The sequence below is a fragment of the Skermanella mucosa genome (assembly GCF_016765655.2).
Lineage (GTDB): Bacteria > Pseudomonadota > Alphaproteobacteria > Azospirillales > Azospirillaceae > Skermanella > Skermanella mucosa.
In genome coordinates, this window is sequence record NZ_CP086106.1 from 5429186 (window position 1) to 5451291 (window position 22106).

Sequence of the window (22106 nt, forward strand, 5' to 3'; positions counted from 1 at the left end):
GTCCCGGTCCGCGGAGTCCGGGCGACCGTCAGGCCGCGCGGACCCCAGAGGCCGTCAGGCCGCGCGGACCCCAGAGGCCGTCAGGCCGCGCGAACCCCGGAGGCCGTCAGGCCGCGCGAACCTTGGCGAGGAACGCCGTGACCTCCTCGCGCAGGCCGGATGCCGACCGGGACAGTTCCCTGGCGCTCGACAGCACGCGGGTCGCGGCCGAACCACCCTCGGCGGCGGCCCCGCTGACCTGGACGATCGCGTCGGAGACCTGGGAGGTGCCGGCGGAAGCCTGCTGGACGTTGCGGGCGATCTCCTGGGTCGCCGCGTCCCGCTCCGCGACCGCCGTGGCGATTTCGGACGCGATGGCGCTGCTTTCGGCGATCACTTCGGCGATCTCCCGGATCGAGCTCACCATGCGCTGGGTGACGCTCTGCACGTCCGCGATCTGGGCCGTGATGTCCTCGGTCGCCTTGGCGGTCTGGTTGGCCAGGTTCTTCACCTCCGACGCGACGACGGCGAACCCCTTGCCCGCCTCCCCCGCCCGCGCAGCCTCGATCGTGGCATTCAGGGCCAGCAGGTTGGTCTGCTGGGCGATGTCGTTGATCAGCTTGACCACTTCCCCGATGTTCCGGGTGGCGGAGACGAGGCCCTCGGTCGTGCCCTGCGTCGCTTCGGCGTTGCGGACGGCGCGGTTCGAAATCTCCGACGACTGCCGGACCTGAAGCCCGATATTGCGGACCGATACCGCCAACTCCTCGCAGGCCAGCGCCACCGTCTCGACGTTGGCCGTCGCCTGGGTGGCCGCCGTGGCCACGGTGCCGGCCTGGTCGTTGGTCTTCTCCAGCGTTCCGTTCAGGATCTGGGCCGCCGCTTCCAGTTCGGACGCGGCGGACGAGACGAGGCTGACGATGGAGCCGACGCTGCGCTCGAACTGATCGGCCAGATCGTTCATGGCCCGCCGCTTCCCGGCTTCGGCGCGCCGCTCGGCCTCGGCCGTCTCCTCCTCCAGCCGCTTGGCGCGGACCATGTTGTCCTTGAACACCTGCACCGCCTGGATGATGTCGCCGACCTCGTCCCTGCCGGTCGCCTTCGGCAGTTCGGTCGTCAGATCGCCGCCGGCCAGGCGGAGCGTCGTCTCGGTCAGCCGGCGCAGGGGCTTGACCGAGTGGATGGACCACCACGCCAGTCCGGCGCCGACGCAAAGCGTCGCGCCGCACAGGGCGAACATCAGCATCTGGAATCGCTGCGCGATCGATCGGGCGTCTTCCGCGACCTTGCGGTTGTCCTCTTCCTGCAGGTCGATGAACCGGTTGATCCGGGCAAGCCACTCGATGAACGCCGGACGGGCCTGCCCGACCAGGATATCCCTGGCCTGGGCGACATCCCCCGCCTGGCGGGCATCGATCACCCTCCGGATCAGCGGCAGGGTCTTGGCCTCGGTCTCCTTGATGCTCGCGAGGATCTCGCGTTCCCGGGGCGAGACGTCGCTGCGCGCAAGGAACATCCTGTCCAGCAGATCCGCCGACCGGGCATAGTCGGCGGAGAGCCGGTCGATAGTGCCGAGTTCGGCCCCGATCTCTCCGCCGTCGGCCAGCAGCGTGACGTCGCGCAGGCTGATCGCCCGATCATGGACGCTTCCCCGGAAATTGATCGCGTATCTCTGTTTGACATTGTTGACGTCGTTGATCGTCGACAAACGGCTGCTGATAGTGTTCACCTCCTGAACGGCTATCTGCGTCAAGACGAGCAGCAGAACGAGAATGCCGCCGAAACTGAATACAAGCCGGGCGGCTATCTTTGAATTCTTGAACGCGCTGAGCACGTTTCCCCCAGAAGCATGAGATTTCGCCGTCAAGCCGCTCATTCACATCGTTGTACGGCTGCGACGCCCAGTCATGTCTAGGGAAAATAGGTTAACTGTCTCTTGAGATAATTATTTATGGAACATGCCGGCGCTTTCGCGCCCCGCTCCGGCCGTGGCGTCCCTCAGGACATCACGCCGGGTGGTCGAAGCCGCGCACTCGGCCCATGCCAGGCGGGCGATACGCTCGGCCGGCGACTGGGTATGGCTACCGTCCGTCGGGGACGGCAGTGCCGGAGGTTCGCAGGATGCCACGGCCCCCTCCCCTCAGAAGACGGCGTCGAGCAGGCGACGCGTCAGGCGGTCGGCCGGAGGGATCGGGCGGTCGGCACCGAAGTCGCGGAGCGGCTTTGCCGATTCGAAGCCCCGAAGTTCGGGAATTGACGGGAACGCTACCGCCGCCTGCGGCGATCCGTCGGAAGCCGGATCCTGATAGGGTCTGCGAAATGCGCGATGGTCCGACATGGCTGTTCTCCGGTCTGCATATCCGAATAAAGGATACGCGCGGAGCCCCGGCCGATTAACCCGGACGCGGTAGTATACTGCTAAAATTAGAGGCATATGCGCCCGCGCACCGTCGTTTCAGGTGCGCCGGGCCCGGCGACCGCCGTTACTTCGCGCCGAACGGCACCGCCAGCGTGAAGTTCAGCACGTCCCCGCCATATCCCATCGAGGTGCCGTCCTGGGCCGGGTTGGTCACGTGGAAATATGTCGCGCCCAGCCGCCAGTCGTTCGAGAACTCATAGGCGGCGGCGATGCCGGTCCGGATCTCGATCTGCCCCCGGTGCGGATCGGTCGGGTCGCGCACCTCCCCCTTGTCGGCGACTCCGGCGGCGATGCTCGGCGTGAAGATGAAGCTGTCGCCCAGCGACAGTTCAAGGCCGATGCCGCCCTGGGTGCCGCCGGGCGTTACCGCGTTGCGGTCGCTGGGCGCCAGGGCGGAGCCGGCGGATTCGGGCACGAACAGCCAGTATTTGAGGCCCAATCCCCACTCCAGCTGGACATTGGAGCTGGGCTCGGCCGGCTTGAGGTCGAAATAGCCGACGCCGCCGGTGATGTATTCCGGCTTCGGCTGGGTGGAACCGACCTGGGCCGCAGCCTCGACTGCCGTCAGGCAGAATCCAAGCGCGACCACGACTGCCATCATGCGACGCATCTGGATCACGGAGCCCCCTGTGAACAACGACGGGACCAGCATATAGGTCAAAATGTAACATCTGGTAAATGGTTCATGCGGCGCCGCGATACACTCACCGTCAGGCCAGATTCCTGAATTTTTCCGTAGCCGAAACGAGGGCAGCCCGAATGCCCGGCTCCATGGCCGAATGTCCCGCATCCGGAACGACCACGTAGTCCGCTTCGGGCCAAGCCCGGTGCAACTCGTCCGCGGTGGCGATCGGGCAGACGATGTCGTAGCGGCCCTGGACGATCACCGCGGGGATGCCGCGGATCCGGTCGATGCCTTCCAGCAGGCGGTTCTCCGGCGTGAACATGTTGTTCCGGAAATAGTGGGCCTCGATCCGCGCGAGACCGAGCGCGTGGGTATCCTCGCCGGAAGCCGAGAGAAGCTCCGGGCTGGGAAGCAGGGTCGAACAGGCGCCCTCATAGACGCTCCAGACCCGCGCCGCCGCCATGCGCATGCCGTAGTCCGAGCCGGTCAGACGGCGGTAATACGACTCGAGCAGGTCCCCGCGCTCTTCCGCGGGCAGGAAGTTGGAAAAGTTGGCCCAGGCTTCGGGAAAGATCGTCCTCATGTGGTACAGGAACCACTGGATCTCGGACCGGCGCATCAGGAAGATGCCGCGCAGCATCAGGCTGATGCAGCGCTCCGGGTGCGCCTGCGCGTAGGCCAGCCCCAAGGTGCTGCCCCAGGACCCGCCGAACACGTGCCAGCGCTCGATGCCCAGTTCGGTCCGGAGTTGTTCCAGGTCGGCGATAAGATGGTCGGTGGTATTGTCCCGGATCTCTCCCAGGGGAGTCGAGCGTCCGGCGCCGCGCTGGTCCATGATGACGATGCGGTAGTGGGACGGGTCGAAGAAACGCCGGTGCGTGGGCGACGCCCCGGCGCCCGGGCCGCCGTGAAGGAAAACCACCGGTACGCCGCGCGGGTTGCCGGACTGTTCCCAATAGAGGGTATGGACCGCATCGACCTGGAGCAGACCGGTCTGGTATGGATCGAGCGGGGGGAACAACTCGGTGCGGGGCATAGGAGCGGGCCGTATGAAGTGGAGCGGATTCAAGTTTATGGGACGGCGCGCACCGTGGCAAAGCCGCGTTGCGCGGGCAACAGAAAACGGACCGGCCATTTTGGCGCGGGCGGTCGCGCTGTCCATCCTGCTGTTCCAGTCCTGGACCGGCGCGGCCTCGGCGGATTTGACCCAGGACTTGGCCAGCGACCTGGCCAGGGGAGCGAGCGCGACCGTAGTGGAGGTGATCGACGGCGACACCGTGGTGCTGGACACCGGCGGCGAGGTGCGGCTGGTCGGCATCCAGGCGCCCAAGCTCCCGCTGAGCCGGCCGAATTTCAAGGAATGGCCGCTCGCGCGCGAAGCGAAGCAGGAGTTGGAAAAGCTGGTGCTCGACCGGCGCGTGACACTGTCCCACGGCGGCGCCCGGGGCGACCGGCACGGCCGCACGCTTGCCCACCTGCATACCGACGACGGCACCTGGGCGCAGGGGGAGATGCTGAGCCGTGGCCTCGCCCGAGTCTATACCTTCCCCGATAACCGCGCCGCTGCGCGGGAGATGCTCGACCGGGAGGCGGCGGCCAGGGCTGCGAAGCGCGGGATCTGGGCGCTCGGCTACTACCGCGTACAGGACGCGGACGGCAGGGTCGGGCCGCCGGACACGTACCAGCTTGTCGAAGGTACGGTCAGGCAGGTCGCGGACGTACGGGGCCGGATCTTCTTGAATTTCGGGGAGGATTATCGCACGGACTTCACCGCCACGATCGCGCCCCGGGACGCGCGCACCTTCTCGGCGTCCGACATGGACCTCAAGGCCTTGGAAGGAAAGAGGCTGAGGCTGCGAGGCTGGCTGTACGAGCGGAACGGTCCCGCCATGGACCTGACGCATCCGGAACAGGTCGAGGTGCTGGACTGACGGCACCCTGGGGCCGGCCCGCCGGATCGGCAAAGAAAAAGGGCGGCCGGGTCTTCCGACCCGGCCGCCCTCCACCCGAAAGGTTCGGTCCCGTCAGGCCGTACGGCGCTGGGACAGCAGGCGCAGCGGCTTGGCTTTGCCTTCGACGGCCTCGCGGTTGATCACCACGCTGTCGACGCCGGTCATGCCCGGCAGCTCGAACATGATGTCAAGCAGCACGGCTTCCATGATGGACCGCAGGCCGCGGGCGCCAGTCTTGCGCTGCATCGCCTTGCGGGCGATCGCCGCCAGGGCGTCCTCGGTGAACTCGAGGCTGACCTGCTCCAGTTCGAACAGCCGCTGGTACTGCTTGACCAGGGCGTTCTTCGGCTCGGTCAGGACCTTGATCAGGGCGCCCTCGTCCAGGTCCTCCAGGGTCGCGACCACCGGCAGGCGGCCGACGAATTCCGGGATCATGCCGAACTTGAGCAGATCCTCCGGCTCGACCTCGCGCAGCAGTTCGCCGACGCCCCGTTCGTCCGGCCCCTTCACGTCGGCCCCGAAGCCCATGACGGTGCCGCGGTTGCGCTGCGCGATGACCCGGTCCAGGCCGGCGAACGCGCCGCCGCAGATGAACAGGATGTTGGAGGTGTCGACCTGGATGAACTCCTGGCCCGGATGCTTGCGGCCGCCCTGGGGCGGAACCGAGCAGACGGTGCCCTCGACGATCTTCAGCAGGGCCTGCTGCACGCCCTCGCCAGACACGTCGCGGGTTATCGAGGTGTTCTCGCCCTTGCGCGAGATCTTGTCGATCTCGTCGATATAGACGATGCCGCGCTGCGCCCGCTCGACATTGTAGTCGGCCGCCTGGAGCAGCTTCAGGACGATGTTCTCGACGTCCTCGCCGACATAGCCGGCCTCGGTCAGCGTGGTCGCGTCGGCGACGGCGAAGGGCACGTCGATGATGCGGGCCAGGGTCTGGGCGAGCAGCGTCTTGCCGGAGCCGGTCGGGCCCAGCAGCAGGACGTTGGACTTGGCGATTTCAACCTCGCCCCGCCCGGCGCCCGCCCCGTTGGCGAGGCGCTTGTAGTGGTTGTGAACCGCTACCGCCAGCACCTTCTTGGCCTGGGCCTGCCCGATGACATAGCTGTCGAGCGTCGCCGCGATCTCCCTCGGCGACGGGGTGCCGACCGCCTTGGTGTCCCGTTCCTTGTTCTCCTCCCGAATGATGTCGATGCACAGATCGACGCATTCGTTGCAGATGAACACGGCCGGGCCGGCGATCAGCTTCACCACTTCATGCTGGCTCTTGCCGCAGAAGGAGCAGTAAAGGGTCTGGTTCGAGTGTTCTTTCGTCATATCCGGGCTGTACCTTGGTCCCTGCGAGCAACCGGAACTGCATCACGACTCGATGCGGCGAAGCGGTGTGGATTATCCGCGTCTATCCACAATGTATGGTGCATCCCCAACAGTTAACAGTTCCGAGGTGGATTTTCTGCGTAGAAGGTTCCAGCCTGTTGCAGCACTGCATGATCATACCAGTCCTGCACACCTTTCATGCCAGCGTCAACACGACGCATGACATAGAACGCCTTGGGCCTGTAAGCGGTTCGGCATGCCGTGGCACGCATGACACGTTATCACGCCTCCGGTCACACGCCATCATGCAAATCCTCCATAAGCGCTGGCGGACCAGCCGAAGCAGCCGGTCGCCCCCCCTACGATCGCGATTGCCGCCCAGGTCCCCACCGGGTAAGTTCCCGGCCATGACCGAAGCGGCCAACGACGCACCGACACCCTTGGTCGCTCCCCCCGCCGCCCTGATGACGACCTCCCCGATCACCGGTCAGGTCGTCGGACGGCGCCGCCGCCTGCGTCTGCCGATCGCCGCCGTCCTGGTGGCGGGGTTCGGCACCCTGATGCTGGCCGCGGTGGCAAGCGTCCTCATCCTGGGGCTCAGCAGCGCCGGGCGCAATACTTTTGCCTTGCTGAACGACAAGGCCGACCTGGCGATCGACAACGTCGTGGTAAGGGTCCGCCATCAGCTCGATCCGGCGCGCGATCAGATCACGTACCTGAACGGGTTGATCGAAAGCGGAAAATTGGATCCGGACGATCCGGAAGCGATGCGCGACACATTGCGCGGGGCGCTGGCCGCGACACCCCAGGTTACCGGGATCGGCTTCACGCCTCTGAACCAGATAATGACGAGGGCCGGCCGAATCAACGGCGAGATGGTGGAGAGCAAGCTCGACCTCTCCGCCTCGCCCGATATGGCGGCGGCCCTGGCTGAAGCCAGGGACCGACAGGGTCCTTTCTGGGTCGAACCGGTCTGGTCGCCCGACGTGAGGACGACCCTGCTGACCGTACGCATGGGGGTGCGGCGCGACGACCGCTTCATCGGCATGCTGATCGTCGGGGTCTCCATCGGGGACCTGTCGCGCTTCCTGTCCGAACTGTACGTCGACGAGGGGCTGAGCGCCTTCGTGCTCTACGGCCGGGAACACGTACTGGCCCACCAGGCCCTGCGCTACAAGGAGTTCGACTTCTCCGACCATGGCGCCGGGCTGCCGCTGCCGCGCATCGACCAGGTCGACGATCCCGTCCTCGCCAGCCTGTGGCGCGACAGCCGGCCGGCGGACACCTTCGTGATCCCCGGACGCAACTCCGCCAACACGGAGGTGGTCGAGATCGGCGACGACAGCCACCTGTTCCTGCTGCGCACCTTGGAAGGCTACGGCGCCCAGCCCTGGACCGTCGGAATCAACTATCGCCTGGACGAGGTCGGGGTCGAGATCGAGCGGCTGTGGACGACCGGGCTGGTCGGCCTCGGCATCCTGCTGGTGTCGGTCGGCGCCGCCCTCTGGATCGGGCGCGCCATCAGCCGCCAGATCTCCCGGCTGGCCGCCGCCGCCGCCAGCGTCAGCGCGCTCGACTTCCGAAGCGCCCCGACCCTGCCCGACAGCCGCTTCCGCGAGCTGGCGAACGCGGCGGACGCCTTCAACGCCATGGTCGCCGGGCTGCGCTGGTTCGAGACCTATGTTCCCAAGGGGCTGGTGCTGCGCCTGATCCGCCGGAGTGCCCAGGGCGGGGCAACGTCGGCCCTGGTCTCGGAGGAGCGGCAGGTGACCGTGATGTTCACCGACATCCGGGGATTCAGCACCCTGGCCGAGGATCTCGGCGCCGCCGAGACCGCCGCCCTTCTGAACAGCCACTTCACCCTGCTGGCCACCTGCATCGAAGCCGAGGGCGGCACGGTGGACAAGTTCATCGGCGACGCGATCATGGCGTTCTGGGGCGCGCCGGAGGTGCAGCACGACCATGCCGCCCGGGCGCTCCGCGCGGCCCGCGCCATGGCGCTGGCGCTCCGGGCCGACAACGCCAAGCGTCTCGCGGTCGGCCTGCCGGCGGTCCGCATCCGCGTCGGGCTGCACAGCGGCCCGGTGGTGGTCGGCAATATCGGCTCGGCCAGCAGGATCAACTACACGATCGTCGGCGACAGCGTGAACACCGCCGCGCGGATCGAGGAATTGGGCGCCGCGATGCAGGGCGACGCCGAGATCATCGTGCTGGTGGGCGCCACGACCGCGGAGGAGAGCGGCGGCTGCGTTCCCCTCTGCCCCCTGGGTGCCCAGAGCCTGCGCGGCCGGAGCGGCCGGGTCGAGGTGTTCAGGCTGGACGCCTGATCACCCCGGGCCCTTGTCCTTCCCGGCCGGCGCCTACGCCGCCAGGCCCAGCCCCTTCTCCATCACCAGCGCCAGCCGGCGCGAGAACGCGGCCGGATCGGGGATCGGCTCGCCCTCGACGATGCGGGCCTGGTCGAGCAGCAGCCAGGCCACGTCCTCGATATTGTCGGATATCCCGTCCTTCGCCGCCATGCCCGTCAGCCGGCGGATCAGCGGGTGGGTCGGGTTGACCTCCAGGATGCGCTTGGCGCCGCCGTCGAGCTGGCGATGCTGCTTCAGCAGGCGCTCCAGGTGCATGTCCATGTCACCCTCGTCCGCCACCAGGCAGACCGGGCTGTCGGTCAGCCGCTCGGAGATCCGGACGTCCTTCACCGAGTCGGCCAGGGTCAGCTTCAGCGCCGCGACCAGGCTGCCCAGGTCGTTCTCGGCGGGCTTCTCCTCGTCCTTCTTCTCCGGCTCGCTCTCCGCCTTGATCTTCGACAGGTCGGCGCCGCCGCGGGTGACCGACTTGAACTTCTTCTCCTTGTATTCGGAGACCGACGGGATCCAGAACTCGTCCACCGGGTCGGTCAGGAGCAGCACCTCGACGCCCCGCGCCTTGAAGCCTTCGAGCTGCGGGCTGCGGCGAAGCGCCTCGATGTCGTCGCCGGTGATGTAGAAGATCGCGTCCTGGCCTTCCTTCATGCGGCCGACATAGTCGTCCAGCGAGACCAGCCCGTCGGAGCCCGTGGAGCGGAAGCGCATCAGCTTGGTGAGCTGCTCGCGGTGCTCGTAGTCCTCGTACAGGCCCTCCTTCAGCACCGCGCCGAAGTTTTCCCAGAACGACGCATACGACTCGGCCTGCTCGGCGTCGTCGGCCTTCTTCACGAGGTCGCCCAGCACGCGGCGGACGATGCCGGCGCGGATCTTGGCCAGCATGGGGTTGTGCTGGAGCATCTCGCGGCTGATGTTCAGCGGCAGGTCCTCGCTGTCCACCACGCCGCGCAGGAAGCGCAGGTACGGCGGCAGCAGCCCCTCGGCCTCGTCGGTGATGAAGACGCGCTTGACGTACAGCTTCACCCGGTGCCGCCGGTCGGGGTTGAACAGGTCGAACGGCTTCGCCGAGGGGACGAACAGCAGGCTGGTGTACTCGATCTTGCCTTCGGCCCGCCAGTGCAGGGTCAGCCAGGGATCGTCGAAGGCGTGGCCGACATGGTGGTAGAATTCCTTGTACTCGTCGGCCGTGATCTCGTTCCTGGACCGGGTCCACAGCGCCGAGGCCTTGTTCAGCGCCTGGGCGTCGGCGGCGTCGCCGAACAGGATCGGCAGAGCGATATGGTCGCTGTATTTCTGGACGATTCGCCGCAGCCGGTGCTCCTCCAGGAACTCGCCCTCGTCGGCCTTCAGGTGCAGCACGACGCGGGTGCCGCGCGGCGCATCCTCCGCCTCGCTGACCGTGAACTCGCCGCGTCCGTCGGAGACCCAGCGCCAGCCCTGGCTCTCGCCCGCCTTGCGGGTCAGCACCTCGACCTTTTCGGAAACCATGAAGGCCGAATAGAAGCCGACGCCGAACTGGCCGATCAGGCCGATGTCCTTCTTGGCGTCGCCGGTCAGCTTGTTCATGAAGGCGGCGGTGCCCGACCGGGCGATGGTCCCCAGGTTCTCGATCAGGTCCTCGCGGTTCATGCCGATGCCGTTGTCCGCCACCGTCAGGGTCTTGGCTTCGGCGTCGGTCAGCAGGCGGATCTTGAGGTCGGGATCGTCAGCCGAAAGCTCCGGCTGGGTCAGGGCCGCGTAGCGCAGGCGGTCGCACGCGTCGGATGCGTTCGAGATCAGCTCGCGCAGGAACACCTCCTTCTCGCTGTAGAGGGAGTGCGCGACCATGTCGAGCAGGCGGCTGACCTCGGCCTGAAAACTGAGCCGTTCCTCGGACATTGCAGTATCACCTTCGGATATAGGTTTGGTGCCTTGACCAGGCTGATGCGTAAGGTGCGCCAGATATGTGAAATGCCGCGAAAAGCTGCAACCCCTTCCCGCTCCGGAGCTGGACGGGGTGATAACGGCCCTTGCAATGCAGCACCCGAACCCCAATGCTCTCCCCCATGAGCGCAGCATCTTCCGGCGTGGCCTTTCAGCACCAGGGTCAGCATCAGGGGCGGGTCACCGCCGTTCTTGGGCCGACGAACACCGGCAAGACCTTTCTCGCCATCGAGCGGATGCTGGGGCACCGGTCCGGCATGATCGGATTTCCACTGCGCCTCCTGGCGCGCGAGAACTACGACAAGATCGTCAAGGCGAAGGGCCGCCACGCCGTGGCCCTGGTCACCGGCGAAGAGAAGATCATCCCGCCGCGCGCCGTCTATTTCGTCTGCACGGTCGAATCGATGCCGCTGGACCGGCCGGTCGCCTTCATGGCGGTGGACGAGATCCAGCTCTGCGCCGACCCCGAGCGCGGCCACATCTTCACCGAGCGGCTGCTCCACGCCCGCGGCATGGACGAGACCATGTTCCTGGGCGCCGACACGATCCGGCCGCTGATCCAGAAGCTGGTGCCCCGGGCCGAGTTCATCAGCCGGCCGCGGTTCTCGTCGCTCACATATGCCGGGCACAAGAAGCTGACCCGGCTGCCGCCGCGGTCCGCCGTGGTCGCCTTCTCCGCGACCGACGTCTACACCATCGCCGAACTGATCCGCCGCCAGCGGGGCGGCACCGCCGTGGTGCTGGGGGCGCTCAGCCCGCGCACCCGAAACGCCCAGGTGGCGCTCTACCAGGCGGGCGAGGTCGATTACCTCGTCGCAACCGACGCCATCGGCATGGGGCTGAACATGGACGTGGACCATGTGGCCTTCGCCCGGTTGACCAAGTTCGACGGGCATGCGCCGCGCAAGCTCCGCCCGACCGAGATCGCCCAGATCGCCGGCCGCGCCGGCCGCCACATGACCGACGGCACCTTCGGCACCACCGGCGACCTCAACGGCCTCGACTCGGAGACGGTCAACGCGGTCGAGAACCACCATTTCGAGTCGCTCAAGGCGATCATGTGGCGGAACACCGCGCTGCGGTTCGAGACCCCGGGCGCGCTGATCAAGTGCCTGGAGCAGCGCCCTCCCCGGCCGGAGCTGATGCGCGCGCGGGATGCCGACGACTACCTGTCGCTGGTGGCCCTGTCGCGCGACCAGGAGATAGCATCCCTGGCGACCAACCGCGCGGCCGTGCGGCTGCTGTGGGAGGTCTGCCAGATCCCCGATTTCCGCAAGGTGCTGTCGGACGCCCATACCCGGCTGCTGTCACAGATCTATCGCCACCTGATGACGCCGGAAGCCCGCCTGCCGGAGGACTGGGTCGCCAAGCAGGTGGCGCGGATGGACAGGACCGAAGGCGACATCGACACCCTGGTCTCGCGAATCGCCCATATCCGGACCTGGACCTACATCTCGCACCGGCCGGACTGGCTGACCGACCCGGCCCACTGGCAGGCCGTGGCCCGCGCGATCGAGGACAAGCTGTCCGACGCCCTGCACGAGCGGCTGACCCAGCGCTTCGTCGACCGGCGCTCCGCCGTGCTTGCCCGCACGCTGGCGGGCGGCGGCGAACTTCTCGCCGCCGTCACCGCCGCGGGAGAGGTGCTGGTCGAGGGCCACCATGTCGGCCGGCTGGAGGGTTTCCACTTCACCCTCGACCCGGAGGTGCGGGAAGACGACGTGCGCGCCTTCATGAGCGCCGCGCGCCGGGCGCTCCGCGACGAGATCGGCCGGCGCGTCCGCCTGCTGGAGCAGGCGGGCGACGACAGGATCGGCATGGGTCCCGACGGCATCCTGACCTGGGACGGGCATCCCGTGGCGCGCCTGGGGCCGGGAACCTCGGTGCTGACCCCGGCGGTGATCCCGCTGCACGACGACCTGTTCGAGTCGGGCCAGCGCGACCGGGTGCGGGCGCGGCTCGGCCGCTGGGTCGAGCAGTTCGTCAAGGACCGGCTGGCGCCCTTGTTCAAGCTGCGCGAAGCCGACCTGTCCGGCCCGGCGCGCGGGCTGGCCTTCCAGATTTCCGAGTCGCTGGGCAGTCTCGCCCGGCCCGACCTGGAGCCGCTGATCACTGGCTTCAGCAAGGCCGACCGGCAGGCGCTCAACCGGCTCGGCGTGCGACTGGCGACCAGCCAGGTGTTCATGCCGGCCCTGATCAAACCCAGGGCCGTGGAGATCCGCGGCCTGCTGTGGGCCGTCCTGCACGGCGGGCACGCGGCGATGCCCCTGCCCCCGCCCACTCCGCCGGCCGGCCGGGTCTCGGTCGCGACCGACGCCGTGCCGCCCGGCTTCTGGGAGGCGGTGGGCTATCCGCCCGTGGGGCCGCGGGCGCTCCGGGCCGACATCCTGGAGCGGTTCGAGCGCGAACTGTACAAGCGGTCCAGCGAAGGCCCGTTGACCGCGGCGCCCGATCTGGCCCAGATGATCGGCAGTACGCCCCAGGACCTGGAAGGGGTGCTGGCGGCCATGGGATATCGCCGCAGGCAGGACGAGGCCGGCGCCGTCACCTGGGCGCGCGGCAAACCGCCGCGCCGCGACCAGGCTCGCAAGGGCCGGCGGCGCGGCGCCCCGGCCAAGCCACGCGCCGACTCGTCCCCGGACTCTCCTTTCGCCAAGCTGAGGCAGATCGAGTTCATGCGATGACAACGGAAGAGGATCGGGACGACGATCAGGGCGACGGCGGGGCCGCCACCGCCCAGGAGCTGGCATCCGGCCGGCTGCGCCTCGACAAGTGGCTCTGGTACGCCCGCTTCTTCAAGACGCGAAGCCTGGCCGCGAAGCTGTGCGCCGCCGGCGCCGTCCGCATCGGCGGCGCGCCGGTCACCAAGGCGCATCACGCGGTCAAGCCGGGCGACGTGCTGACCTTCGCCCAGGGCCGTCATATCCGGATCATCAAGGTGATGGCACTGGGAACCCGGCGCGGCCCGGCTCCGGAGGCCCAGGCGCTGTACGAGGACCTGTCGCCGCCGGCGCCCGAGACGGCGATGGCCCGCCCGGCGGAACGTCCCCCCGGTGCCGGTCGGCCGACCAAGGCGGAACGGCGGGCGACCGAAAGGCTCCGCTCGGACTCCTGAGTCGATTCCCTGGAAAAGGCGAGGAACTTACCTGCTGCTGCCCGGTTCTCAGCGCGCCATGCCAGACATCCTCGCAGATCCCCAGACCTGGGCCAGCCTGTTGACATTGACCGTGCTCGAGATCGTGCTCGGCATCGACAACATCATCTTCATCTCGATCATGGCCGGGCGCCTGCCGCCGGAGCAGCAGGCTCGCGGACGGCAGGTGGGCCTGGCGCTGGCGCTGGTCACCCGCCTGGGCCTGCTCGCCTCGATCGCCTGGATCTCCACCCTGACCAACCCGCTGTTCACGATCGCCGGGTACGACGTGTCGATACGCGACCTCGTGCTGATCGTCGGCGGCCTCTTCCTGCTGGCCAAGGGGACCACCGAAATCCATCACAACCTGGAAGCCGAGGACGAGGAGACCTCGGGGAAAGGCACCGCGACCTTCACCTCCGTCGTGGTCCAGATCATGTTGCTGGACATCGTCTTCTCGCTGGACTCGGTGATCACCGCGGTCGGCATGGCCCAGCACCTGGAGGTCATGATGGCCGCCGTCATCATCGCCGTGGGCGTCATGCTGTTCGCGTCGGGTCCCGTCGGCCGGTTCGTCAACACCCATCCCACCGTCAAGATGCTGGCGCTCAGCTTCCTGCTGCTGGTCGGCGTCGCCCTGATCGCCGACGGCCTGCACTTCCACATCCCGAAGGGCTACCTGTACTTCGCGATCGCCTTCTCGATGCTTGTCGAGTCGCTCAACCTGCTGGCCAACCGGAGGCGGCGGCGCAAGCGCGACCTGGTCGGCAGGCCCTCGTCGAGCCGGCGGGTCGCGGAGTGACGGACGGCGATCGCGGGCCGGCCTGCGGAACTCGCCCCTCAACCCCGGCGGAAGACCACGGACAGGTTGTTGGCCGGCATCTCGATGACCTCGTCCAGGGTCAGCCCGGCGTCCGCCGCCACGGCGCAGACCTCTTCCAGGTCGCGCACCCCCCACTCCGCATTCTGAGCCCTCAGGGATTGGTCGAAATCCTCGTTGCTCGGCGCGGTGTGCCGCCCGTCCCGCTTGTACGGGCCGTAGAGATAGAGCGGCGCTCCCGTCGGCAGGGTGCGCCCGGCCCCCGCCATCAGGCCCAGGGTCGCGGGCCAGGGCGAGATATGGATCATGTTGATGCAGACGATGGCGTCGGCGTGGGTGACCGGCCAGGCGCGCGCCGAGGCGTCCAAGTTGGCCGGGACCGTGACGTTGGTGACGCCGGTCTCGGCGATCCAGTCGCGGATGCTGGCCCGGTTGTCCGGGTCCGGGTCGGTCGGATGCCAGATCAGGTCGGGCAGCGATCCGGCCAGGAAGACGGCGTGCTCGCCGCTTCCGCTGGCGATCTCGAGCACGGTGCCGGCGGCGGGAAGCACGCGCCGCAGCACATCCAGGATGGGTTGCCTGTTGCGCTGGGTCGCCGGGGCGTGGCGGCGGTGGTCTGGGCCGGCTGCGGTCATCATGCCTGCAGGCTAGTGCCTCCCGCACCGGAGGGCAAGGGTCGGCAGGGGTCGTCATCGTCAGGACAGTCCCCATATCAGACGGACTGCATGGTTTCGCGATACCGGCCGCATGGACAGGCCGCAAGGATGGGATTTCTTTGATGCTGGCTCGATTGAAAGCGCTGTTGATGGATGCCGACGACACGACCCGGCGGGCCGGTCGGCACTCTCGCGACGAGGTGCAATTGGCCGCCGCGACGCTGCTGGTCGAGGCGGCCCGCATGGACGACCAGATCGGCGACCGCGAGCGCTCCCGCATCCGCGGCCTGCTGGAACAGCGCTTCTCCCTGTCGGGCGCCGAGGCGGACGAACTGCTGGCCTCGGCCGAGACGGTGACGGAAGGGCCGGCCCAGTGGCATCGCTTCACCTCCACCCTGAAGGACCGTTTTTCCGACGAAGAGCGCATTCAGATGATTGAAATGCTCTGGGAAGTGGTCTACGCCGATGGCGAACTGCACGATCTGGAAGCCAGCCTCTTGCGCAGGGTGGGCGGACTGCTCTACGTCTCCGACCGCGACCGTGGTGCGGCCCGGATGCGCGTGCTTCAACGACTGGGCATCGCCGACTCCACGCTGGAGGCGCCGACCGGAGAGAGCTCGATCCAGAGATCTCCATCTGATTGAACTGCTGCCGGCACCCGGAACGAGGACGAAGTCCGGGTGTCTTAAGAGGAAAAGGGAAAGCGAGCATGCCCTACGTCGTCACCGAACAGTGCATCAAGTGCAAATATACCGACTGCGTCGAGGTGTGCCCCGTCGATTGCTTCTACGAGGGGGAGAACATGCTTGTGATCCACCCCGACGAGTGCATCGACTGCGGCGTTTGCGAACCGGAGTGCCCGGCCGAGGCGATCGTTCCGGACACCGAGCCCGATGCCGAGAAGTGGCTTGAGCTGAACCGGGAATACTCCCTGCAGTGGCCGAACCTGACCCGCAAGAAGGACGCGGCGCCCGAGGCCGAAGAGTTCAAGGGAGCTTCGGACAAGTTCGAGAAATTCTTCAATCCCAAACCGGGATCCGGCAACTGAACGTTGGGCTGACGATTTTTTCGTCACCCTGAAAGTTTATTCTTACATTCCGCCATGCAATTCCCGCAGGTCCGCCATCGGGCGACCGGCGGGAGCTTGCTTATGACCAAGACGTTATATCTTTGTAACGCCCTCCTCACTTCCTATATAATGGCGGCCCTAAGCCCGGTCGCTTTCTCGCGCGTTCCGGGCTTGCGATGCTCCAGGCTCGAATTGCCTAATTCGTCGGCCCTTACCCGTCATGGGGGCTGGTGGATGGCGCTTCAGCCTTTCGTTGTCCCGAGGCATCCGGCCGGGACAGCCGGGTGCCAGCGAGCGTGAAGTGAGAGCCAACAGGAATGATGAACAAGCTTGAGTTCACGGCCGGTGATTTCGTCGTCTACCCGGCCCACGGGGTCGGTCGTGTCGAGGGAATCGAAACGCACCATATCGCCGGCCAAACCGTAACGCTTTACGCCATCACCTTCGAAAAGGAGCGCATGACGCTGAAGGTACCGGTGGGTAAGGCCAAGGACTCAGGTCTCCGCCGCCTCAGCTCCAAGGACCGGATCAAGGTCGCGCTCGAGACGCTCCAGGGCCGCTCGCGCGCCCGTCGCGCCATGTGGAGCCGCCGCGCTCAGGAATACGAGGCCAAGATCAATTCCGGCGACCCTGTCTCGATCGCCGAAGTGGTGCGTGACCTGTATCGCGGCAGCGACCAGCCCGACCAGTCCTACAGCGAACGCCAGATCTATCAGGCGGCGCTGGAGCGGCTCGCCCGGGAGCTGGCCGCGGTCGAGAAGATCGACGAGATGAAGGCTACCGAACGGCTCGAAGCCGTCCTGACCAAGACCGCCGCCTGAACTGCGGAGAGGCTGGAGGCCGGGGACCGCAACAATCCCCGGCCACTCCCTTTTATCGGCTTTTGCTGGGCACGCCGGGCGCCTAAACTCCGGCCACAGTCCAAGCCGGACCGGAGTTGCGTTTACGCGTCCTGATGTCAGACAATCAGAAATTTGCAGATATCGGCCATCCCAAGCGGATCTGGGCCGTCGGTGCCGTCCATGGCGAAGTCGACCGGCTGGCGGCATTGCATGCCGACATCGGCCGACGCTTCACGCCGGGCGATCGGCTCGTCTACACCGGCAATATGATCGGCCGCGGGGCCGCGGTGCGGGAAACGATGGACGAGTTGCTGTCGTTCCGCCGCGCCCTGATCGCCATGCCGGGCATGCTGGCGGAGGACGTGGTCTATCTCCGCGGCGCCCAGGAGGAGATGTGGCAGAAGCTGCTCCAGCTCCAGTTCGCACCAGATCCGGCCGTCGTCCTGCGCTGGATGCTCCGGCAGGGCGCCGAGTCGACCCTTCATGCCTACGGCGGAAATCCGGACCAGGGATTGGCCGCCGCGCGTGACGGGGCCGTCGCGATCACGCGTTGGACCAACAGCCTGCGGGGCGCCATGCGTGCCCATCCCGGTCACGAAAACGTGATGAGCGCGCTGCGCCGCGCCGCCTACACCAGCCAGCCGGGCGGCGGGCCGGCCGAACGGGTCCCGGTGGGCGTACTGCTGGTCTCCTCCGGTATAGAGATCTCCCGGCCGCTGGCAGCCCAGGGCGACACCTTCTGGTGGGGCGGTACCGGATTCGGGCGCATCGACCAGCCCTACGACCAGTTCCGCCGCATCGTCCGCGGGTATGACCCAGGGCGCGGAGGTATCCAGGCTGGTGATGTCACGGTCACCCTGGATGGCGGGTGCGGTTTCGGCGGCCCGCTGGTTTGCGGTTGCCTCGCCGCCTCAGGAGAAATCCTGGAGCTGATCGAGGTCTGAAGAGGCATCGGACCGGCTGAAAAAAACCTTCTTCCCCATGTGATCCGGCCTTGTCCGGGCTGCGTATCTGAAGCAACAGACGGCACCAGCCGGTGTTGACCCTGCCAGGACAGGGCCATCGCCGAGGTCGCGCGTCCACCAGGGGGAAGGGACAGGACGATGGCGCATATCGATGACCCGGAGACACAGCGGGCCAATCTGACTTTCATCAAGGCCTCTATGCGGGAACCTCTCCTGTCCCGCGACCACGAATTCGAACTGGCGCGCAATTGGCGGGAAGACGGCGACGAGGCGGCGCTTCACGACCTCGTCCGCGCCTACACGCGTCTTGTCGTTTCCACCGCGTCGCGCTTCCGGAACTACGGCCTGCCTATGGGCGACCTGGTCCAGGAGGGCAATGTCGGCCTGATGCAGGCTGCCGCCCGGTTCGAGCCGGACCGCGAGGTGCGGTTCTCGACCTACGCCGCCTGGTGGATCCGCTCGGCCATGCAGGACTATATCCTGCGCAACTGGTCGATCGTGCGGACCGGCACCACCGCGGCCCAGAAAAGCCTGTTCTTCAACCTGCGCCGGCTGCGCGCGAAGATCGAGGACGCCTCCAACAACGGCGCCCTGACGCAGGCCGGCCGGATGAAGATCGCGACCGAGCTGAAGGTCGAGGTCCATGAGGTCGAGGCGATGGAGATGCGCCTGAGCGGCGCCGACCAGTCGCTGAACGCCCCGATCAGCGACAGCAGCGAGGACGACTGGCAGGACTTCCTTGCCGACCAGCGGCCAAGCCCGGAAGACGTCGTGATCGGCATGCGCGACAGCAATACACGCTCCAAGTGGCTCGCCGAAGCCCTGGGCGAGCTGAGCCCCCGCGAACGGACCATCATCTCTCAGCGCCGCCTGCGCGACGACGGCGCCACCCTCGAGGAACTGGGCAGGGAACTGGGCGTCAGCAAGGAGCGCGTCCGGCAGCTTGAGCATCGCGCGATGCTCAAGCTCAAGGAGTCGATGATGCGCCGGGTGGAACTGTCCAGCGATCTTCTGCTGGAGATGTGAGGATCCACCCGAAGTGCGGTCCTGCGCCCCGGAGGGCGCGGGGACCTCACCGGAAGGGTGCAGCGCTTATGCCGCTTCCTTGGTCAGCTTCTTGAGCCTGCTGTCCAGGTACCACCAGGCCATCCGCGTGGCCGCCCGGTACAGCGTCGTATGGGGCTTCAGGCCGACCGCCTTGAAGATCATCGCGACACCTCGGTCCACGTGGGTCGGCCGGTAATAGGCATAGGCCCGGCGCATATAGGCGCGGGTGTTGGTCTCGCGGTCGTAGGGCGCGCCGGAGCCGTTGGCCGCGTAATAGGCGTAGGCCAGTTCGTCGTCCTCGGACTCGTTGATCCGGCCCAGCGCAATGCGCAAACGGGACAGCCGTCCCAGGTCCTCGCGCTCCATGTAGCGCTTGAGATGCTGGTAGAACAGCTTGTAATGGCGGAGTTCGTCGGTCGCGATGCGCCGGCAGATCTCCTTGAGCACCGGCTCGTCGGTGGCATCGCCCAGCGCCGTATAGTATGAGCTGGTGCCGGTCTCGACCATGCATCGGGCGATCAACTCCCCGCTCCGCGATCCGCGAACCGACTCGGTCGCTTCGAGCTTGATCTTGTAGCCGTCGGTGAACCGCCTGAAGGCGTCTTCCAGGGAGAAGGACGGATCGATGACCTCGGCCCAGCGGCCGAGCGCAGCACCGTGCTGGACCTCCTCCTCCGCCCAGTCCCGCGCCACCTGCTGGAACTCGGGATCGTCGTTGAAGACGTTGCACAGGTAGGTCGCGTAGTCCCTGCCGTTGTACTCTACCAGGGCCGCGGCCTTGATGATCTTCAGGATCTCAGCGTCCGCTTTGGACCGGTCGATCCGGTCCCAAGGGAGATCGTCCAGCGTCCAGTGTTGATAGCCCATTCTTCCCCAAGCCGAATTTGTTGACCCCCGAAACACCGATGGCCCGGCCTCGGCGGCCAGGCCATCGATATCAGGTCTGCAGATTATCCCTCTATGCACGTTTTACAACGGCATGGCGGGCATATCAGTGCGCGGTGGTGCCGGTGATCGCCTCGAGCTTGGCGCGGGCGACCGCCAAGCGGCCTTCCGCGACGGCGCGCTCGCTGTCCGACTTGGCATCCTCCACGTCCTCGCCCACGTCCTTGACCTCCTGCTCGACCGCGGCGCGGTCCAGTTCGTTCAGGTTGGTCGCCTGCTCGGCCAGGACCGTGCAGCGGGTCTCGGTCACCTCGGCGAAGCCGCCGGCGACGAAGATCCGGTCCACGACCCGGTCACCCTCGAAGATGTCGATGACGCCGGGGCGCACCGTGGTGATCATCGGCGCGTGACCGGCCAGCACACCGAAGTTACCCTCGCCGCCCGGCACCACGACCATGTCGACCGGCTGGGAAACCAGCAGCTTTTCCGGCGAAACCAGCTCGAACTCGACTTTGTCGGCCATGGATAGCTCTCGTTCCTGAGTTAGGCGTCAAACAAGGCGAAGGGGCAACGAAGCCCCCTCGGCCTCCGGTACTTAGGCGGCCTCGGCGGCCATCTTGCGGGCCTTCTCGACCGCTTCCTCGATCTTGCCGACCATGTAGAAGGCGGCTTCGGGGAGGTGGTCGTACTCGCCGTTGACGATGCCCTTGAAGCCCTTGATCGTGTCTTCCAGGCTGACCAGCACGCCCGGGGTGCCGGTGAACACCTCGGCGACGTGGAACGGCTGGGACAGGAAGCGCTGGATCTTGCGGGCGCGGGCGACGACCAGCTTGTCGTCTTCCGACAGCTCGTCCATGCCCAGGATCGCGATGATGTCCTGCAGCGACTTGTAGGTCTGCAGGACCTTCTGGACCGACCGGGCGACCTGGTAGTGCTCGTCGCCGACGACGCGCGGGTCGAGGATCCGGCTGGTGCTGTCCAGCGGGTCGACAGCCGGGAAGATCGCCATTTCGGCGATCGAGCGCGACAGCACGGTGGTGGCGTCCAGGTGGGCGAACGACGTGGCCGGCGCGGGGTCGGTCAAGTCGTCGGCCGGCACGTAGATGGCCTGCACCGAGGTGATCGAGCCCTTCTTCGTGGAGGTGATGCGCTCCTGCAGGGCACCCATGTCGGTCGCCAGCGTCGGCTGGTAACCCACGGCGGAGGGGATGCGGCCGAGCAGCGCGGACACTTCCGAGCCCGCCTGGGTGAAGCGGAAGATGTTGTCGACGAAGAACAGGACGTCCTGGCCTTCCTCGTCGCGGAAATACTCCGCCAGGGTCAGGCCGGTCAGGCCGACGCGCGCGCGGGCACCCGGCGGCTCGTTCATCTGGCCGTAGACCAGCGCCACCTTGGAGCCCGGGCCGTCGGTCTTGATGACGCCGCCCTCGATCATCTCGTGGTAGAGGTCGTTGCCCTCGCGGGTCCGCTCGCCCACGCCGGCGAAGACCGACACGCCGCCGTGCGCCTTCGCGACGTTGTTGATCAGTTCCATGATCGTGACGGTCTTGCCGACGCCGGCGCCGCCGAACAGGCCGATCTTGCCGCCCTTGGCGTAGGGCGCCAGCAGGTCGATGACCTTGATGCCCGTGACCAGCACCTGGGCTTCCGTCGACTGGTCGACGAAGTCCGGGGCGGAGCGGTGGATCGGCAGGGTCGAGGTGTGACCGACGTCGCCACGCTCGTCGATCGGCTCGCCGATCACGTTCAGGATACGGCCCAGGGTGGCCGGACCGACCGGCACCGAGATCGGGCTGCCGGTGTCGTTGACGGGCTGGCCGCGGACGAGACCGTCGGTCGTGTCCATCGCGATCGCGCGCACGGTGTTCTCACCCAGGTGCTGGGCCACTTCGAGCACCAGCGTCTTGCCCTCGTTCTGGGTGTGCAGGGCGTTCAGGATCGCGGGCAGGTCGGCTTCGAACTGGACGTCGACGACCGCGCCGGTGATCTGGGTGATCTTGCCGATGGCGTTGCTGGGCGCGGCGTTGCTCGGCGTGGTGCCGGTCTGGATTGCAGCAGTCATGTGGGTTCGCTCCCTCGGAACCAGATATCAGTGTCGGACGCTCGGTGAA

Annotated in this window: 20 protein-coding genes; 10 read left to right on the forward strand and 10 right to left on the reverse strand. The window is 67.0% G+C overall.

Features of this window, described 5'->3' with window-relative positions:
* Positions 1-106 precede the first annotated feature (106 nt).
* The 4 genes from JL100_RS25155 to pip form a co-directional block, all read right to left on the reverse strand.
* The gene (locus tag JL100_RS25155; RefSeq protein WP_202680615.1) at positions 107-1855 is read right to left on the reverse strand and encodes a methyl-accepting chemotaxis protein; all 1749 of its coding nucleotides are present in this window, start codon (positions 1853-1855) and stop codon (positions 107-109) included.
* Between the two features lie 264 nt (positions 1856-2119).
* Complete coding sequence (locus JL100_RS25160) at positions 2120-2317, reverse strand: hypothetical protein (protein ID WP_202680616.1); 198 nt, start codon at positions 2315-2317, stop codon at positions 2120-2122.
* Positions 2318-2462: 145 nt separating this feature from the next.
* Positions 2463-3017 carry a hypothetical protein gene (locus JL100_RS25165; RefSeq protein WP_202680617.1) on the reverse strand — a complete coding sequence of 185 codons (555 nt, stop codon included), beginning with the start codon at positions 3015-3017 and terminating at the stop codon, positions 2463-2465.
* Positions 3018-3108: 91 nt separating this feature from the next.
* Complete coding sequence (gene pip / locus JL100_RS25170; RefSeq protein ID WP_202680618.1) at positions 3109-4059, reverse strand: prolyl aminopeptidase; 951 nt, start codon at positions 4057-4059, stop codon at positions 3109-3111.
* 100 nt (positions 4060-4159) lie between these two features.
* Between pip and JL100_RS25175 the strand changes: the two genes are divergently transcribed.
* Entirely contained in the window at positions 4160-4954 is a 795-nt protein-coding gene (locus tag JL100_RS25175; RefSeq protein WP_228420899.1) for a thermonuclease family protein, read from the forward strand.
* A gap of 93 nt (positions 4955-5047) precedes the next feature.
* On the opposite strand, the gene clpX is transcribed toward JL100_RS25175, so the two are convergent.
* Positions 5048-6292 (reverse strand): ATP-dependent Clp protease ATP-binding subunit ClpX, encoded by a 1245-nt coding sequence (clpX, locus tag JL100_RS25180; RefSeq protein ID WP_202680620.1) that lies wholly within the window; start codon positions 6290-6292, stop codon positions 5048-5050.
* A gap of 407 nt (positions 6293-6699) precedes the next feature.
* On the opposite strand from clpX, the gene JL100_RS25185 reads away from it, so the two are divergent.
* Complete coding sequence (locus tag JL100_RS25185) at positions 6700-8619, forward strand: adenylate/guanylate cyclase domain-containing protein (RefSeq protein ID WP_202680621.1); 1920 nt, start codon at positions 6700-6702, stop codon at positions 8617-8619.
* A 33-nt stretch (positions 8620-8652) separates the two neighbouring features.
* Here the strand turns inward: JL100_RS25185 and htpG are convergent, their stop codons facing one another.
* The gene (htpG, locus tag JL100_RS25190) at positions 8653-10533 is read right to left on the reverse strand and encodes a molecular chaperone HtpG (protein ID WP_202680622.1); all 1881 of its coding nucleotides are present in this window, start codon (positions 10531-10533) and stop codon (positions 8653-8655) included.
* A gap of 167 nt (positions 10534-10700) precedes the next feature.
* On the opposite strand from htpG, the gene JL100_RS25195 reads away from it, so the two are divergent.
* The 3 genes from JL100_RS25195 to JL100_RS25205 are packed head-to-tail and all read left to right on the forward strand — an operon-like array spanning position 10701 to position 14513.
* Positions 10701-13262 (forward strand): helicase-related protein, encoded by a 2562-nt coding sequence (locus tag JL100_RS25195; protein ID WP_228420900.1) that lies wholly within the window; start codon positions 10701-10703, stop codon positions 13260-13262.
* The gene (locus JL100_RS25200) at positions 13259-13693 is read left to right on the forward strand and encodes an RNA-binding S4 domain-containing protein (protein WP_202680624.1); all 435 of its coding nucleotides are present in this window, start codon (positions 13259-13261) and stop codon (positions 13691-13693) included. The genes JL100_RS25195 and JL100_RS25200 overlap by 4 nt, the downstream gene beginning before the upstream one ends.
* Positions 13694-13751: 58 nt before the next feature.
* Positions 13752-14513: a TerC family protein gene (locus JL100_RS25205; RefSeq protein WP_202680625.1), complete on the forward strand. Its 762-nt coding sequence runs from the start codon at positions 13752-13754 to the stop codon at positions 14511-14513.
* 38 nt (positions 14514-14551) lie between these two features.
* On the opposite strand, the gene JL100_RS25210 is transcribed toward JL100_RS25205, so the two are convergent.
* Positions 14552-15169, reverse strand: coding sequence for a DUF938 domain-containing protein (locus tag JL100_RS25210; RefSeq protein WP_228420901.1), 618 nt, complete (start codon positions 15167-15169; stop codon positions 14552-14554).
* A 140-nt stretch (positions 15170-15309) separates the two neighbouring features.
* On the opposite strand from JL100_RS25210, the gene JL100_RS25215 reads away from it, so the two are divergent.
* The 5 genes from JL100_RS25215 to JL100_RS25235 all read left to right on the forward strand — a co-directional run bounded on the left by JL100_RS25215 (position 15310) and on the right by JL100_RS25235 (position 19089).
* Positions 15310-15831 carry a tellurite resistance TerB family protein gene (locus JL100_RS25215; RefSeq protein ID WP_228420902.1) on the forward strand — a complete coding sequence of 174 codons (522 nt, stop codon included), beginning with the start codon at positions 15310-15312 and terminating at the stop codon, positions 15829-15831.
* 65 nt (positions 15832-15896) lie between these two features.
* Positions 15897-16235 carry a ferredoxin FdxA gene (gene fdxA / locus JL100_RS25220; protein ID WP_202680626.1) on the forward strand — a complete coding sequence of 113 codons (339 nt, stop codon included), beginning with the start codon at positions 15897-15899 and terminating at the stop codon, positions 16233-16235.
* A gap of 338 nt (positions 16236-16573) precedes the next feature.
* Positions 16574-17077, forward strand: coding sequence for a CarD family transcriptional regulator (locus JL100_RS25225; protein ID WP_158047236.1), 504 nt, complete (start codon positions 16574-16576; stop codon positions 17075-17077).
* Between the two features lie 134 nt (positions 17078-17211).
* Positions 17212-18042 carry a metallophosphoesterase family protein gene (locus JL100_RS25230; RefSeq protein WP_202680627.1) on the forward strand — a complete coding sequence of 277 codons (831 nt, stop codon included), beginning with the start codon at positions 17212-17214 and terminating at the stop codon, positions 18040-18042.
* 219 nt (positions 18043-18261) lie between these two features.
* Positions 18262-19089 carry an RNA polymerase factor sigma-32 gene (locus JL100_RS25235; protein ID WP_407696905.1) on the forward strand — a complete coding sequence of 276 codons (828 nt, stop codon included), beginning with the start codon at positions 18262-18264 and terminating at the stop codon, positions 19087-19089.
* Positions 19090-19155: 66 nt separating this feature from the next.
* On the opposite strand, the gene JL100_RS25240 is transcribed toward JL100_RS25235, so the two are convergent.
* From JL100_RS25240 to atpD, 3 genes are all read right to left on the reverse strand, one after another.
* Entirely contained in the window at positions 19156-19977 is an 822-nt protein-coding gene (locus JL100_RS25240) for a ferritin-like domain-containing protein (RefSeq protein WP_202680629.1), read from the reverse strand.
* A 124-nt stretch (positions 19978-20101) separates the two neighbouring features.
* Positions 20102-20518: a F0F1 ATP synthase subunit epsilon gene (locus JL100_RS25245; RefSeq protein WP_202680630.1), complete on the reverse strand. Its 417-nt coding sequence runs from the start codon at positions 20516-20518 to the stop codon at positions 20102-20104.
* Between the two features lie 72 nt (positions 20519-20590).
* The gene (gene atpD, locus JL100_RS25250; protein ID WP_202680631.1) at positions 20591-22057 is read right to left on the reverse strand and encodes a F0F1 ATP synthase subunit beta; all 1467 of its coding nucleotides are present in this window, start codon (positions 22055-22057) and stop codon (positions 20591-20593) included.
* Positions 22058-22106 lie beyond the last annotated feature (49 nt).

Bases quoted from the DNA above. Each gene is read 5' to 3' on its own strand.
- atpD (WP_202680631.1), bottom strand. From the start codon at position 22,057: ATGACTGCTGCAATCCAGACCGGCACCACGCCGAGCAACGCCGCGCCC.
- pip (WP_202680618.1), bottom strand. From the start codon at position 4,059: ATGCCCCGCACCGAGTTGTTCCCCCCGCTCGATCCATACCAGACCGGT.
- htpG (WP_202680622.1), bottom strand. From the start codon at position 10,533: ATGTCCGAGGAACGGCTCAGTTTTCAGGCCGAGGTCAGCCGCCTGCTC.
- JL100_RS25230 (WP_202680627.1), top strand. From the start codon at position 17,212: ATGTCAGACAATCAGAAATTTGCAGATATCGGCCATCCCAAGCGGATC.
- fdxA (WP_202680626.1), top strand. From the start codon at position 15,897: ATGCCCTACGTCGTCACCGAACAGTGCATCAAGTGCAAATATACCGAC.
- JL100_RS25225 (WP_158047236.1), top strand. From the start codon at position 16,574: ATGATGAACAAGCTTGAGTTCACGGCCGGTGATTTCGTCGTCTACCCG.
- JL100_RS25215 (WP_228420902.1), top strand. From the start codon at position 15,310: ATGCTGGCTCGATTGAAAGCGCTGTTGATGGATGCCGACGACACGACC.
- JL100_RS25185 (WP_202680621.1), top strand. From the start codon at position 6,700: ATGACCGAAGCGGCCAACGACGCACCGACACCCTTGGTCGCTCCCCCC.
- JL100_RS25210 (WP_228420901.1), bottom strand. From the start codon at position 15,169: ATGATGACCGCAGCCGGCCCAGACCACCGCCGCCACGCCCCGGCGACC.
- JL100_RS25245 (WP_202680630.1), bottom strand. From the start codon at position 20,518: ATGGCCGACAAAGTCGAGTTCGAGCTGGTTTCGCCGGAAAAGCTGCTG.
- JL100_RS25205 (WP_202680625.1), top strand. From the start codon at position 13,752: ATGCCAGACATCCTCGCAGATCCCCAGACCTGGGCCAGCCTGTTGACA.
- JL100_RS25200 (WP_202680624.1), top strand. From the start codon at position 13,259: ATGACAACGGAAGAGGATCGGGACGACGATCAGGGCGACGGCGGGGCC.
- JL100_RS25235 (WP_407696905.1), top strand. From the start codon at position 18,262: ATGCGGGAACCTCTCCTGTCCCGCGACCACGAATTCGAACTGGCGCGC.
- JL100_RS25155 (WP_202680615.1), bottom strand. From the start codon at position 1,855: ATGAGCGGCTTGACGGCGAAATCTCATGCTTCTGGGGGAAACGTGCTC.
- JL100_RS25195 (WP_228420900.1), top strand. From the start codon at position 10,701: ATGAGCGCAGCATCTTCCGGCGTGGCCTTTCAGCACCAGGGTCAGCAT.
- JL100_RS25160 (WP_202680616.1), bottom strand. From the start codon at position 2,317: ATGTCGGACCATCGCGCATTTCGCAGACCCTATCAGGATCCGGCTTCC.
- JL100_RS25240 (WP_202680629.1), bottom strand. From the start codon at position 19,977: ATGGGCTATCAACACTGGACGCTGGACGATCTCCCTTGGGACCGGATC.
- clpX (WP_202680620.1), bottom strand. From the start codon at position 6,292: ATGACGAAAGAACACTCGAACCAGACCCTTTACTGCTCCTTCTGCGGC.